The sequence below is a fragment of the Dyella sp. 2RAB6 genome, from assembly GCF_052115385.1.
GTDB lineage: Bacteria > Pseudomonadota > Gammaproteobacteria > Xanthomonadales > Rhodanobacteraceae > Dyella_D.
On the sequence record NZ_JBFRGP010000001.1, the window covers coordinates 78,210 to 90,208 of the forward strand.

An 11,999-nucleotide genomic window follows, 5' to 3' on the forward strand; every position below is an offset into this window, starting at 1 on the left:
CTCGATGCCCTTTGCCCCCGATCGCAAGCACGGCAACTCCGCCATCGAGGCGCTGCGCGTGCCGCCGCATTCCATCGAGGCCGAGCAGGCGGTGCTGGGCGGCCTGATGCTGTCCCCCGATTCGCTGGACAAGGTGGCCGACCGCCTGAGCGAGCAGGATTTCTACCGCAAGGATCACCGCCTGATCTGGCGCGCCATCACCGAGCTGGCCAACAAGGGCATGCCCTGCGACGCGGTGACCCTGGGCGACTGGTTCGAGGCCAACGGCCTGGCCGAGCTGGTCGGCGGCGCCACTTATCTGGTCGAACTGGCGAACTCCACGCCCAGCGCCGCCAATATCGCCGCCTATGCGGACATCGTGCGCGAGAAGTCGATCCTGCGGCAGCTGATCGATGCGGGCACCGAAACCACCGAGGACGGCTACCGCCCCGAAGGCCGCAGCGTGCAGGAGGTGCTGGAAAGCGCCGAGCAGCGCGTGTTCAAGATCGCCGAGTCCGGCGCGCGCGGCAAGAAGGACACCGTGTCGATGCGCGAGGCGGTGAAGGACGCCTTCCGCATCCTGTCCGAGCGCTACGAAAACCGCGGCCAGCTCACCGGCATCTCCACCGGCTTCACCGACCTGGACGAACTCACCTCCGGCCTGCAGCCGTCGGACCTGATCATCGTCGCGGCGCGTCCCTCGATGGGCAAGACTGCGTTCTCGGTGAACATCGCCGAGGCCGCCGCGCTGGGCGCCAAGAAGGCGGTGGCGATCTTCTCCATGGAAATGTCGGCCTCGCAGCTGGCCTTCCGCATGATTTCCTCGGTCGGCCGCATCCATGCGCAGCATCTGCGCAACGGCGATCTGGCCGAAGAGGACTGGCCGCGCGTCACCAATGCGATCGCGCTGCTGTCCGAGGCCAAGATCTTTATCGACGACACCCCCGGCCTGTCGCCGGTGGAACTGCGCTCGCGCTCGCGCCGCCTGCATCGCGAGCACGGCGGCCTGGGCCTGATCGTGATCGACTACCTGCAGCTGATGCAGGTGCCCGGCAACAAGGAAAACCGCGCCACCGAGATCTCCGAGATCTCGCGCTCGCTGAAAGGCCTGGCGAAGGAACTCAACTGCCCGGTGATCGCCCTGTCACAGCTCAACCGCTCGCTGGAGCAGCGTGCCGACAAGCGTCCGATGATGTCCGACCTGCGCGAGTCCGGCGCTATCGAGCAGGACGCCGACGTGATCATGTTCATTTACCGCGACGACTACTACAACAAGGAGTCCGCGGATAAGGGCCTGGCCGAAATCATCATCGGCAAGCAGCGTAACGGTCCGACCGATACGGTGAAGCTGACCTTCCTCGGCCACTACACCAAGTTCATGAATTACGCGCCGGATTCGTTCGTCGGGGCGTTCGAGTAAACACGGCAAGTTTCTCGCTGGGTGACGAAGCGGGTGTGGCCAGGCAAGTCAGTCCGCTGGCCAGAACTCCGCCGCGTGCTGCTGCACCCAGGCCAGGGTGAAATCGCGGAACAGCCGCACGCGGGTCGCGCGGCGCAGATCCGGATGGGTGACGAACCATAGCTGCGACTGCACTTCCGCCAACGGCGGACCGAGGCGGCGCAGATGTGGCGAAGCCTCGGCGTAGAAGCAGGGCAGCAGGGCGCGGCCCATGCCGGCTTCGCAGGCGGCGAGCGCGGCGGGCAGGGTGTCGACCACCAGGGCGATCTGCGCGGGTTCGACGTGGGTGTGCAGCCATTGCGCGGCGTCGAGATGGGCGAGCGCACCGCCCAGGCCGATCCAGCGCCCGGCATTCGCCTGTCCGCGCTTTCCTTTGGCCTGATAGACCGCGGTAGCGATCGGCGCCAGCTTGCGCACGGCAAGCCCCGCCGGCGAGCTGCGCGCCGGGCGCAGCGCCACATCGGCATCGCGTTTCTGCAGGGTAAGGAAGGCGTTGTTGATCACCAATTCGAAGCGCACCGACGGATGCTGCGCTTCGAACGCGCCGCACAGTGCCACCACGTGGCGCACCAGCGTGTCCGGCGCGGTGACGCGCAGCAGTCCCTGCACGCGCTGGTCGCGTCCCTGCAGTTCGCGCGACAGCAGCGCGGTCTCGGCCAGCACGCGCTCGGCGGCGGCCGCGGCCAGCTCGCCCGCTTCGGTCGCCTCGTAGCCGCGGCGGCTGCGCCGGAACAGCGTGACGCCGGTGCGCGCTTCCAGTGCGCCGAGCCGGCGGAACGCGTTGGAATGATCCACGCCCAGTTCGCGCGCCGCGCCGGCCAGGCTGCCGTGCGCGGCGATGGCGCGCACCAGCGCCAGATCGTCGAGTGACCAATCGCCTGACTTCATGCGCAAGCTTTCCTTGTGCCGGCGACAAATGGTGCCGGCGGGCCCATGGCGGGATGCTGCCGCCTCCCCACAGGAGGCTCGCATGAAACTCTACTTCACCCCCGGTACCTGCTCCCTGGCCCCGCATATCGTGTTGCGCGAACTCGGGCTCGAGGTCGAGCTGGAGCGCGTGCGCCTCGGCGCCCCGCCAGTGATCGCCTCGGCCCAGGCCGATTACCGCAGGCTCAACCCCAACGGCTACGTGCCGCTGCTGCAACTGGACGACGGCAGCCTGCTCAGCGAAGGCGTGGCGATCCTGCAATACCTGGCCGACCTGCAGCCGGAACGCGGCTTGCTGCCCGCGGCCACCCCGCTGCAGCGCTATGAATCGATGCGCTGGCTGGTCTACATCAGCTCGGAGCTGCACAAGATGTTCAGTCCGTGGCTGTTCCATCCGGAGTACGGCGAGCAGGCCGCCGAAGTGGCCAGGGCGCGCATCGCCAAGCGGCTGGAGCTGGTCGAGCATCAGCTCGACGGGCGCGGCTTTCTGCTTGGCCCGGCCTTCACCGTGGCCGATGCCTATCTGTTCGCCATCGTGAGCTGGGCCAAGCCGTGCAAGCTGCCATTGGACGCGTTCCCGCAACTGCAGGCCTGGCTGGAACGGATCGGCGCCAGGCCAAGCGTGCTGGCCGCGCAGCAGGCCGAGAAGCTGCGATGAAGCCCTCGAGCGCGTGGCTGATGCTGCTCTGTGCCGGCGCGCTCGACGTGCTGTGGGCGCTGTCGATGAAGTTCGCCCAGGGCTATACGCGCCCGGGCTGGACGGCCTTGTCGCTGGTGGCGCTGGCGGCGTTCGTGTGGCTGCTGGGGCGGGCGCTGGCGGTCTTGCCGGTGGGCAGCGCCTATGCGGTGTGGACCGGCCTGGGCGCGGCGGGTACGGCGCTGCTCGGGGCGCTGTGCTTCGGCGAGGCGCTGACGCCAGGGCGGGTGGCGGGCATCGTGCTGATCGTGGGTGGGGTGATCGTGTTGCATGCGGCGTCGCATGCTTGAGAAAAGCCCCTCTCCCGTCGGGAGAGGGGTTGGGGTGAGGGTGCGGGCGGAGTGGAGCGTTGCACTCGGGCCGTACCCTCATCCGGCTGCCGCCACCTTCCTCGCTCCTCAAAGCCGGGCACATCCCTGTGCCCTCCCCGCGCGCTCCCGGAGGGAGAAGGGCTTCCATCGGACACTGAGTGTGCCCGCGAATTTCCCCGCGCCAGCCCCGGCCGCCGCAGACCCGGCCTGCTAAGCTTTTCCGCGATCACGCCCGCCGCCATACAGCCGCTGCCACCCGCGCGGCACCAAGGAATCATGAGCCGTACCACCGTCGCCACCATCCACCTCGGCGCTCTGCGTCACAACCTCGCCCGCATCAAGGCGATGGCTGCGCCGGCCAAGGTCATGGCGGTGGTCAAGGCCGACGCCTACGGGCATGGCCTGGAACGCGTGGCGCGCGCGCTGGATGGCGCCGCGGATGCCTTCGCGGTGGCGGCGCAGGGTGACGGGCTGCGGCTGCGCGCGGCGGGGCACCGGCAGCGCATCGTGGTGTTGTCCGGTCCGGACCGCGCCAGCGATATCGCGGAGATGCAGCGCCTGCAGCTGGATGCCGCGATCCATCACGAGTCGCAACTGGCCTGGCTCGACGAAGCCTCGCCCGCGCGCGGCCCGCTGCGCGTGTGGCTGAAGGTCGATACCGGCATGCATCGCCTGGGCTTTGCGCCGGAACGCGCGGCCGAGATTCATGCGCGCCTGTCGGCGATGCCTGCGATCGATCCCGAAGTAGGCCTGCTCACGCATTTCTCCGAGTCCGAGGCATTCGAAGGCGACCAGACACGCGCACAGATCCGCCGCTTCAACGAAGCCGTGCAAGGCTTGGACGGGCCACGCGCATTGTCCAATTCCGCCGGCGTGCTCGGCTGGCCGGAAGCGCATGGCGACTGGGTGCGCACCGGCGGCCTGCTGTATGGCTTGTCGGTGGTGCCGGGCAAGAGCGGGGCGGATCTCGGCTTCCGTCCGGCGATGACGCTGACCACGCGGCTGATCGCGGTGAATTGGATCCGCCGCGGCGAACGCATCGGCTACAACGGCACCTGGACCTGCCCGGAAGACATGCCGGTCGGCGTGGCCGCGGTCGGCTACGGCGACGGCTATCCGCGCAGCGCCGCCAGCGGCACGCCGGTGCTGGTCGGCGACCGGCGCGTGCCGCTGGTCGGGCGGGTCTCGATGGACCTGATCACGCTGGACCTGCGCGAAGCGCCGCAGGCCAGGGTGGGCGACCGCGTCACCTTGTGGGGCGCCGAATTGCCGGTGGAACAGATCGCCGCCCAGGCCGGCACCATCTCCTACGACCTCACCTGCGGCATGACCCGACGCGTGCTGTTCGTCGAGGACGATAGCTGAGCGAGGCGTCCGCCGTCTCGCGGTTTGCGATCAAGGCGGGCTAAGCTCGCCTTTCATTTTTCGGGGTTTGGATGCCATGGCCAAGGCCAAGACCGCCTATGTCTGCGCCGATTGCGGGGCGGAACATTCCAAGTGGCAGGGACAGTGCATCGAATGCGGTGCCTGGAACACGCTGAGCGAATTCGTGGTGCAGCCGGCGGCGGTGAAGTCGGCCGGCGCCGCGCGCAGCTCGGGCTATGCCGGCGCCGCCGCCGGCGCGCCGAAAGTGACGCCACTGACCTCGGTCGCGCTCACCGCCGAGATGCGCACGCACACCGGTATCGGCGAGCTGGACCGCGTGCTCGGCGGCGGCCTGGTGGACGGTTCGGTGGTGCTGATCGGCGGCGATCCGGGCATCGGCAAATCCACCCTGCTGCTGCAGATGCTGGGCAAGCTCGGCGAGCAGCTCGCCAGCGTCTATGTCACCGGCGAGGAATCGCTGGGCCAGGTGGCGGCGCGCGCGCAGCGCCTGGATCTGCCGCTGGGCCCGCTGCATGCGCTGGCCGAGACCTGCATCGAGCGCATTCTCGAGCAGGCCGTGGCGACGCGTCCGCGCGTGCTGGTGATCGATTCGATCCAGACCATCTGGACCGAACTGCTCACCGCGGCGCCCGGCTCGGTCAGCCAGGTGCGCGAATCCGCCGCCAAGCTCACCCGCTTCGCCAAGGAGACCGGCACCTCGGTGTTCCTGGTCGGCCACGTGACCAAGGAGGGCGGCATCGCCGGCCCGCGCGTGCTCGAACACATGGTCGATGCGGTGCTGTACTTCGAAGGCGAATCCGGCAGCCGCTTCCGCGTGCTGCGCGCGTTCAAGAACCGCTTCGGCGCGGTGAACGAACTGGGCGTGTTCGCGATGTCCGAGAAGGGCCTGCGCGAAGTGCCCAATCCTTCCGCGATCTTCCTGTCCGCACACAGCGGGCCCACCTCGGGCAGCGCGGTGATGGTCACGCGCGAAGGCACGCGGCCGCTGCTGGTGGAAGTGCAGGCGCTGGTGGACCAGTCCTCGCTGGGCAATCCGCGCCGCGTCGCGCTGGGCCTGGAGCAGAACCGCCTTGCCATGCTGCTGGCGGTGCTGCATCGCCACGGCGGCGTGGCGGCATACGACCAGGATGTCTTCGTCAATGTGGTCGGCGGCATCCGCGTGCAGGAAACCGCGGCGGACCTGCCGGTGCTGCTGGCGGTGCTGTCGAGCCTGCGCGACCGGCCCTTGCCGGAGAAGACGATTACCTTCGGCGAGGTCGGCCTGTCGGGCGAGATCCGTCCCGTGCCCAATGGCGAGGAGCGCCTGAAAGAAGCCGCGCATCATGGCTTCCAGCGCGCGATCGTGCCGAAGGCGAATGCGCCGAAGAAGGGCAAGGTGGGCGAGATGGAAGTGGTCGGCGTGGAGCGTCTTGCGCAGGCGATCGACGCCTGCCGTTGAGCGCTGGATATCGGCGCATCGATCATGGCGTGCGTCGATATGACGTGAAAAAAGTTCGCACATCTTTCTTCATTTTCTTTTTTTTGAAGCTGTGCGTTGCATCAACTTAAGCCGCCATCGCGCGCTGTCAGCATCGCTCACTCAAGTGCGAGGAACGCACTTCCAAGGAGAGGGGGCTATGCGGATCCTGTTCCTGTCCACCAAGCACAATGGACTGTCCCAGCGCGCGCAAGTCGAACTGGAAGAGCTGGGGCATCATCTCGATATCGCCGAAGTCGCCAGTGGCGCGCAGATGGAAGCCGCGGCGCAGCGCTTCCGGCCCGACCTGATCCTGGCGCCGATGCTGAAGTCGGCGATTCCCGCCAGCGTGTGGCAGCGCTGCACCTGCCTGATCGTGCATCCCGGTATCCCCGGCGACCGCGGACCTTCGGCGCTGGACTGGGCGCTGCTCGAAGGCGCGCTGCAGTGGGGCGTCACCGTGCTGGAGGCGCGCGACGAGATGGATGGCGGCCCGGTCTGGGCGCATCGCGAGTTCCCGCTGCGCGCCGCCAGCAAGAGCGCGATCTACCGCCGCGAAACCACCGACGCGGCGATGGCCGCGATCCGCGAAGCGCTGGAGCGCTGCCAGCGCGGCCAGCGCCCGCCGTTCGGCGAACGCATCGAAACGCGGGGCCGCGAACGTCCGCCTTGCCGCCAGTCCGATCGCCAGCTCGGCTGGGATGCACCGGCGGAACAGCTGCTGCGCCATATCCGCTCCGCCGACAGCGCGCCGGGCCTGCAGGCGACGCTGGCCGGGGTGAAGGTCCGGTTGTTCGGCGCGCAGCTGGAAGCGAAGTTGCGCGGCAAGCCGGGGCAGCTCCTGGGCCGGCGCGACGACGCGCTCTGCGTGGCATGTGCCGATGGCGCGCTGTGGATCAGCCACGTGCGGCGCAGGCACGGCCTGTCGCTGGACGATCCGCGCTACGACGTGAAGCTGCCCGCGACCATGGCGCTATCCGAGCGCCTCGACGGCGTGCCGGAACTGCGGCTGGCGCCGGAGGCGCGTCCCTCCGCGTCCACCTGGCAGCCGATCCGCTATCGGGAGCGCGGGCATAACGGCTATCTGCATTTCGACATGCTCAACGGCGCGCTGGGCACCGAGCTGCTGGAGCGGCTGCTCGCCGCGTATCGCCATGCGCGTTCGCGGCCCACCCGCAGCGTGGTGCTGTGTGGCGGCGAGGATTTCTGGTCGAACGGCATCGATCTCAATGCGATCGAGGCGGCGCATGATCCGGCGGACGAATCCTGGCGCAATATCCTGGCGATGAATGCGCTGGTGCGCGAGATCGTGCTCACCCACGACAAGCGCACGGTGGCGCTGCTGCGCGGCAACGCCGGCGCGGGCGGCGTGATCCTCGCGCTCGCCGCGGACCTGGTCTATGCCCGCGAAGGCATCGTGCTCAATCCGCACTACAAGGGCATGGGCGGTTTGTACGGTTCGGAGTACTGGACCTACCTGCTGCCGCGCCGCGTCGGCGAAACGGCCGCACGCCTGCTCACCGAATCGCTGCAGCCGCTGGGCACCGCGCGCGCCCGGCGTATCGGGCTGGTCGACGGCGTGCTGCCGGCGAGCGAACTGCCCGGCGCGATGGAAGCCATCCTGGCGCCCGGCAACGAGGCGCGGCATTGGCGCGACGAACTCGCGCGCAAGGCGGCGCGCCGCGAGGACGACGAGCGACGCAAGCCGCTGGAGCGTTATGCGGAAGAGGAGCTGGCCGAGATGCGGCGCAATTTCTTCGGCGCCGATCCGGCCTATCACCTGGCGCGCCGCGCCTTCGTGCGCAAGCAGGAGATGGCGACGGACGCCGCTGCGGCCGAACGCGCCTAGCGGGTCAGGCCGGCGGCAGCGCGAGAAACGCCGGCAGCAGTTCGGCCCGCGCCGAATGCGCGGCGAGGGCAGGGTAGTCCTGCGGCGCCACCAGTTCCGGCTGCATCAGCTGGGTGAAACGCCAGGCCACCGCGATGGTGATGTCGGCCTGGGTGAGCGTGCTGTTCACCAGCCAGCCGTCGCGGCCGCGGGCTTCGCGCTCCAATCCCGTGTAGGCCGCCTTGAGCTGGCCTTGCACGCGCGCCAGCCAGCCGGCGTCGCGGTGATCCTCGCTGCGCTTGCCTTCGTAGACGATCTGCACGCTCTTCTCGGCGGCGATCAGGGCGAGGCCCGTGAGGCGCAGCGCGCGCAGGCGTTCGGCGGGGTCGCCCGGCATCAGGCTGGGGCCGCTGCCCGCGCTTTCGGCCCAATCGATGATCAGCGAGGAATCGACCAGCTGCCAGCCTTCGTCGCCGATCAGCGTCGGCGCCTTCACCAGCGGGTTGATCGACTGGAACTCGTCGAAGTTGCGGAACACCGACAGCGACAGGTGCTCGAACGGCAGGCCTTTCAAATGCAAGGTGATCGCCGCGCGGCGGACGAAGGGAGAGTCGAGCATGCCGATCAGCTTCATGGGCTTTCTCCTGATGCAGGCAAAACATGGGGCGTAGGTTGGGGTGAGCCGGCGGCGAACCCCAACACCGCGAGGTGTATGGAGTTGGTCAGGTTGGAGTTCGCCTCAGGCCGTGCGATGCAGGATCAGTTCCAGCACCGCCTTGGTGCCGAAGAAGGCCAGCAGCAGCACACCCATGCCGACCAGGGTGAGGTTCACCGCGCGGCGGCCGCGCCAGCCGTAGCGCCAGCGCCCGAACAACAAGGCGCCGAACACCAGCCAGGCGATGATCGACAACACCGTCTTGTGGATCAGGTGCTGGCCGAACAGGTCGCCGACGAACAGCGCGCCGGTCAGCAAGGTGAAGGTGAGCAGCACGAAGCCGGCGCCGATCAGGCGGAACAGCAGCGACTCGGTCAAGGTCAGCGGCGGCAGCGCGCGCAGCCAGGGGCCGAAGTGGCGATGGCGCAGCGCGCGTTCCTGCACCGCCAGCAGGATCGCCAGCACCGCGGCGATCGACAGCACGCTGAAGGCGAGCAGGGCCACCGTCACGTGCAGCTTGATCTGCCAGCCCATCGCCAGCGGCAGGGTGGCGGGGGCCATGAAGCTGTCCGCCGCCAGCAGCAGGGCGCTGAGCGGGAACACGATCACGCCCAGCGCGGCGACCGGCCGGGTCAGGTTGACCATCAGGGTGAGCGCGGACACCACGCAGGCCACCAGCGACAGCGCCGCGAAGAAGTGCAGGTCCAGCGCGCCGCGATGCACGCCGAGCAGGATGCCCGCGTGGATCAGCACGGCCGCCCCGCCCAGGCCCAGCGCCGATTTGTTCAGCGGCTGCCCGCCGCCCAGCAGCGGCCGGGCGAGCCCGCCGGCAGCGGCGAGGTAGAGCACGATGGCGAGCACGGAGAGCAGTTGGATAGCCATGACCGACGAGTGTCGCATACGGTCCCGGGACAGGTGAATGCGGCCCAGGCGCACTCCGCTATACTTGTCCACTTTCCCCCTGCCGTACTCCGCCATGTTCGAGTCGCTCAGCCAACGCCTGTCCGCCACCGTCAACCGCCTGCGCGGCCGCGGCCGCCTGACCGAGGAGAACATCCGCGAGGCCCTGCGCGAAGTGCGCATCGCCCTGCTGGAGGCCGACGTGGCCCTGCCGGTGGTGCAGGCGCTGATCGAGCGCGTGAAGGTGCGCGCGGTCGGCCAGGACGTGCTCAAGAGCCTCAGCCCCGGCCAGGCCCTGGTGAAGGTGGTCAGCGACGAGCTGACCGCGGTGATGGGCACCGTCAACACCGAACTGAACCTGGCGCAGCAGCCGCCGGCGGTGGTGCTGATGGCCGGCCTGCAGGGCGCGGGCAAGACCACCACGGTGGCCAAGCTGGCGCGCTTCCTGACCGAGCGCAAGAAAAAGAAGGTGATGGTGGTGAGCTGCGACGTGTACCGTCCGGCCGCCATCGAGCAGCTGCGCACGCTGGCCGAGCAGGTCGGGGTGAAGTTCTTCCCGTCCGAGGCCGGCCAGAACCCGGTCGACATCGCGAAGAACGCGATCGCCGCGGCGCGCCGCGAAGTGGTCGACGTGCTGCTGGTCGACACCGCCGGCCGCCTGCACGTGGACGAGGCCATGATGGCCGAGATCAAGGCGCTGCACGCCGCGATCACTCCGGTCGAAACCCTGTTCGTGGTCGACTCGATGACCGGCCAGGACGCGGCCAACACCGCCAAGGCCTTCGCCGAGGCACTGCCGCTGACCGGCGTGGTGCTGACCAAGACTGATGGCGACGCCCGTGGCGGCGCCGCGCTGTCGGTGCGCTACGTCACCGGCCGCCCGATCAAGTTCCTCGGCGCCGGCGAGAAGACCGACGCGCTGGAGCCGTTCCATCCGGACCGCGTGGCCCAGCGCATCCTCGGCATGGGCGACGTGCTGTCGCTGGTGGAGGAAGTCGAGCGCAAGGTCGACCACGAGAAAGCCCAGAAGCTGGCCGAGAAGGTCATCAAGGGCAAGCGCTTCGATCTCAACGACATGCGCGACCAGCTCGAGCAGATGTCCAACATGGGCGGCCTGGCTGGCCTGATGGACAAGCTGCCCGGCGTAGCCAACCTGCCGGACAACGTGAAGTCCAAGGTCAACGACGGCGAGATGAAGCGCATGGTGGCCATCATCAATTCGATGACCAAGAAAGAGCGTCGCCACCCCGATCTGCTGAACGGTTCGCGCCGTGCCCGCGTGGCGCGCGGCTCGGGCACCCAGCCGGCCGACGTCAACCGCCTGCTCAAGCAGTACATGCAGATGGAGAAGATGATGTCCAAGCTCTCCAAGGGCGGCTCGAAGGGCCTGCTGCGCCAGATGCGCGGCGCCATGAAGGGCATGGGCGGCATGGGTGGCCTGCCGCCGATGCGCTGAAGATCGTCCGGCAGCGGGGTAGCGGGCCGTTTTTCGCCCGCTTTTAACGCTGCCTATTCCCTTTTTTACATTCCTTCCCTAAAATGCCGCGTTTACCGCGCCCGTGCTCGGGCGTGCTGCCGGTGCGACCGGCACCTCTGGAGCTTTTACTTATGGTCAAGATTCGTCTTTCGCGCGGCGGCGCCAAGGGCCGTCCGTTCTACCACGTCATCGTTACCGACTCGCGCAGCGCGCGTGACGGCCGCAACATCGAGAACGTGGGCTTCTACAACCCGGTTGCCGCGGGCAAGGACAAGCGCCTTGAGCTGAACGTCGTGCGCATCCAGGAATGGGTGTCCAAGGGCGCCCAGCTGAGCGACAAGGTCGCCGCCCTGGTGAAGGAAGCCGGCAAGCTGCAGGCTGCCTGAGCGTGACCGCAGCCGGCCGGCGCGTCCTGGTGGGACGCATCGTCGGGCTGTACGGAGTGCAGGGCTGGCTCAAGATCGAATCCTGGACCGAGCCCCGCATCCAGATCTTCCGCTACCAGCCCTGGCTGCTCCTCACGGCGCCGGGCGAGGTAAAGGAACTGCAGGGTGTCAAAGGACGTCCGCAGGGCAAGGGCCTGGTGGCCTATTTTCCCGGCATCGACGACCGCGACGCGGCGACAGCGCTCATCGGGCAGGACATCTACGTCCCCCGCGAGCAGCTGCCACCTCCCGGCAAGGACGAGTATTACTGGGTCGATCTCGAGGGTCTCGAGGTCGTCACCACGGAGAACGTGGTCCTGGGACGGGTGGCTCACCTGTTCGCCACCGGGGCCAATGACGTCGTGGTAGTGAGGGACGGCGAGCGCGAGCGGCTGATTCCCTTCATCCAGGGCTCTTATGTGCGTTCGGTGGACCTGTCCGGCGGACGCATGGTGGTGGACTGGGATCCTGAATTCTGACGGCGGTTGCGCCGCAGCTG

Annotated in this window: 12 protein-coding genes; 9 read left to right on the forward strand and 3 right to left on the reverse strand. The window is 68.4% G+C overall.

The genetic code is table 11. The annotated features are described in order from the left end of the window. The first annotated feature begins 4 nt into the window (after nt 1-4). Nucleotides 5-1,399: a replicative DNA helicase gene (locus tag AB4083_RS00380; RefSeq protein WP_441605770.1), complete on the forward strand. Its 1,395-nt coding sequence runs from the start codon at nt 5-7 to the stop codon at nt 1,397-1,399. Nucleotides 1,400-1,447: 48 nt separating this feature from the next. Here the strand turns inward: AB4083_RS00380 and AB4083_RS00385 are convergent, their stop codons facing one another. After that, complete coding sequence (locus AB4083_RS00385) at nt 1,448-2,326, reverse strand: LysR family transcriptional regulator (protein WP_441605771.1); 879 nt, start codon at nt 2,324-2,326, stop codon at nt 1,448-1,450. 82 nt (nt 2,327-2,408) lie between these two features. Here AB4083_RS00385 and gstA point away from each other — a divergent pair, with 82 nt between their 5' ends. The 5 genes from gstA to AB4083_RS00410 all read left to right on the forward strand — a co-directional run bounded on the left by gstA (nt 2,409) and on the right by AB4083_RS00410 (nt 8,064). Continuing rightward, a complete protein-coding gene (gstA, locus tag AB4083_RS00390) occupies nt 2,409-3,023 on the forward strand; it encodes a glutathione transferase GstA (RefSeq protein WP_441605772.1) in 615 nt (204 codons plus the stop codon). Continuing rightward, nucleotides 3,020-3,352 (forward strand): DMT family transporter, encoded by a 333-nt coding sequence (locus AB4083_RS00395; protein WP_441605773.1) that lies wholly within the window; start codon nt 3,020-3,022, stop codon nt 3,350-3,352. Before gstA ends, AB4083_RS00395 begins: the two co-directional genes overlap by 4 nt. A gap of 297 nt (nt 3,353-3,649) precedes the next feature. Beyond that, a complete protein-coding gene (alr, locus tag AB4083_RS00400; protein WP_441605774.1) occupies nt 3,650-4,738 on the forward strand; it encodes an alanine racemase in 1,089 nt (362 codons plus the stop codon). Nucleotides 4,739-4,814: 76 nt separating this feature from the next. Next, nucleotides 4,815-6,197, forward strand: coding sequence for a DNA repair protein RadA (radA, locus tag AB4083_RS00405; RefSeq protein ID WP_441605775.1), 1,383 nt, complete (start codon nt 4,815-4,817; stop codon nt 6,195-6,197). A gap of 178 nt (nt 6,198-6,375) precedes the next feature. Continuing rightward, nucleotides 6,376-8,064, forward strand: a complete 1,689-nt coding sequence (locus AB4083_RS00410) for an enoyl-CoA hydratase-related protein (RefSeq protein WP_441605776.1) — start codon at nt 6,376-6,378, stop codon at nt 8,062-8,064. 4 nt (nt 8,065-8,068) lie between these two features. Here the strand turns inward: AB4083_RS00410 and AB4083_RS00415 are convergent, their stop codons facing one another. Beyond that, the gene (locus AB4083_RS00415; RefSeq protein ID WP_441605777.1) at nt 8,069-8,677 is read right to left on the reverse strand and encodes a glutathione S-transferase family protein; all 609 of its coding nucleotides are present in this window, start codon (nt 8,675-8,677) and stop codon (nt 8,069-8,071) included. 105 nt (nt 8,678-8,782) lie between these two features. After that, entirely contained in the window at nt 8,783-9,580 is a 798-nt protein-coding gene (locus tag AB4083_RS00420; protein ID WP_441605778.1) for a cytochrome C assembly family protein, read from the reverse strand. 94 nt (nt 9,581-9,674) lie between these two features. On the opposite strand from AB4083_RS00420, the gene ffh reads away from it, so the two are divergent. The 3 genes from ffh (at nt 9,675) to rimM (ending at nt 11,979) form a co-directional block, all read left to right on the forward strand. Further along, nucleotides 9,675-11,054, forward strand: coding sequence for a signal recognition particle protein (ffh, locus tag AB4083_RS00425; protein ID WP_441606454.1), 1,380 nt, complete (start codon nt 9,675-9,677; stop codon nt 11,052-11,054). Nucleotides 11,055-11,206: 152 nt separating this feature from the next. Next, a complete protein-coding gene (gene rpsP, locus AB4083_RS00430) occupies nt 11,207-11,461 on the forward strand; it encodes a 30S ribosomal protein S16 (protein ID WP_441605779.1) in 255 nt (84 codons plus the stop codon). Between the two features lie 2 nt (nt 11,462-11,463). After that, nucleotides 11,464-11,979, forward strand: coding sequence for a ribosome maturation factor RimM (gene rimM / locus AB4083_RS00435; RefSeq protein ID WP_441605780.1), 516 nt, complete (start codon nt 11,464-11,466; stop codon nt 11,977-11,979). Nucleotides 11,980-11,999 lie beyond the last annotated feature (20 nt).

What these genes read in the sequence shown, in the direction of transcription:
- AB4083_RS00410 (WP_441605776.1), top strand. Translation starts at nt 6,376, where the DNA reads ATGCGGATCCTGTTCCTGTCCACCAAGCACAATGGACTGTCCCAGCGC.
- AB4083_RS00385 (WP_441605771.1), bottom strand. Translation starts at nt 2,326, where the DNA reads ATGAAGTCAGGCGATTGGTCACTCGACGATCTGGCGCTGGTGCGCGCC.
- radA (WP_441605775.1), top strand. Translation starts at nt 4,815, where the DNA reads ATGGCCAAGGCCAAGACCGCCTATGTCTGCGCCGATTGCGGGGCGGAA.
- AB4083_RS00420 (WP_441605778.1), bottom strand. Translation starts at nt 9,580, where the DNA reads ATGGCTATCCAACTGCTCTCCGTGCTCGCCATCGTGCTCTACCTCGCC.
- rpsP (WP_441605779.1), top strand. Translation starts at nt 11,207, where the DNA reads ATGGTCAAGATTCGTCTTTCGCGCGGCGGCGCCAAGGGCCGTCCGTTC.
- gstA (WP_441605772.1), top strand. Translation starts at nt 2,409, where the DNA reads ATGAAACTCTACTTCACCCCCGGTACCTGCTCCCTGGCCCCGCATATC.
- AB4083_RS00395 (WP_441605773.1), top strand. Translation starts at nt 3,020, where the DNA reads ATGAAGCCCTCGAGCGCGTGGCTGATGCTGCTCTGTGCCGGCGCGCTC.
- alr (WP_441605774.1), top strand. Translation starts at nt 3,650, where the DNA reads ATGAGCCGTACCACCGTCGCCACCATCCACCTCGGCGCTCTGCGTCAC.
- AB4083_RS00415 (WP_441605777.1), bottom strand. Translation starts at nt 8,677, where the DNA reads ATGAAGCTGATCGGCATGCTCGACTCTCCCTTCGTCCGCCGCGCGGCG.
- AB4083_RS00380 (WP_441605770.1), top strand. Translation starts at nt 5, where the DNA reads ATGCCCTTTGCCCCCGATCGCAAGCACGGCAACTCCGCCATCGAGGCG.
- ffh (WP_441606454.1), top strand. Translation starts at nt 9,675, where the DNA reads ATGTTCGAGTCGCTCAGCCAACGCCTGTCCGCCACCGTCAACCGCCTG.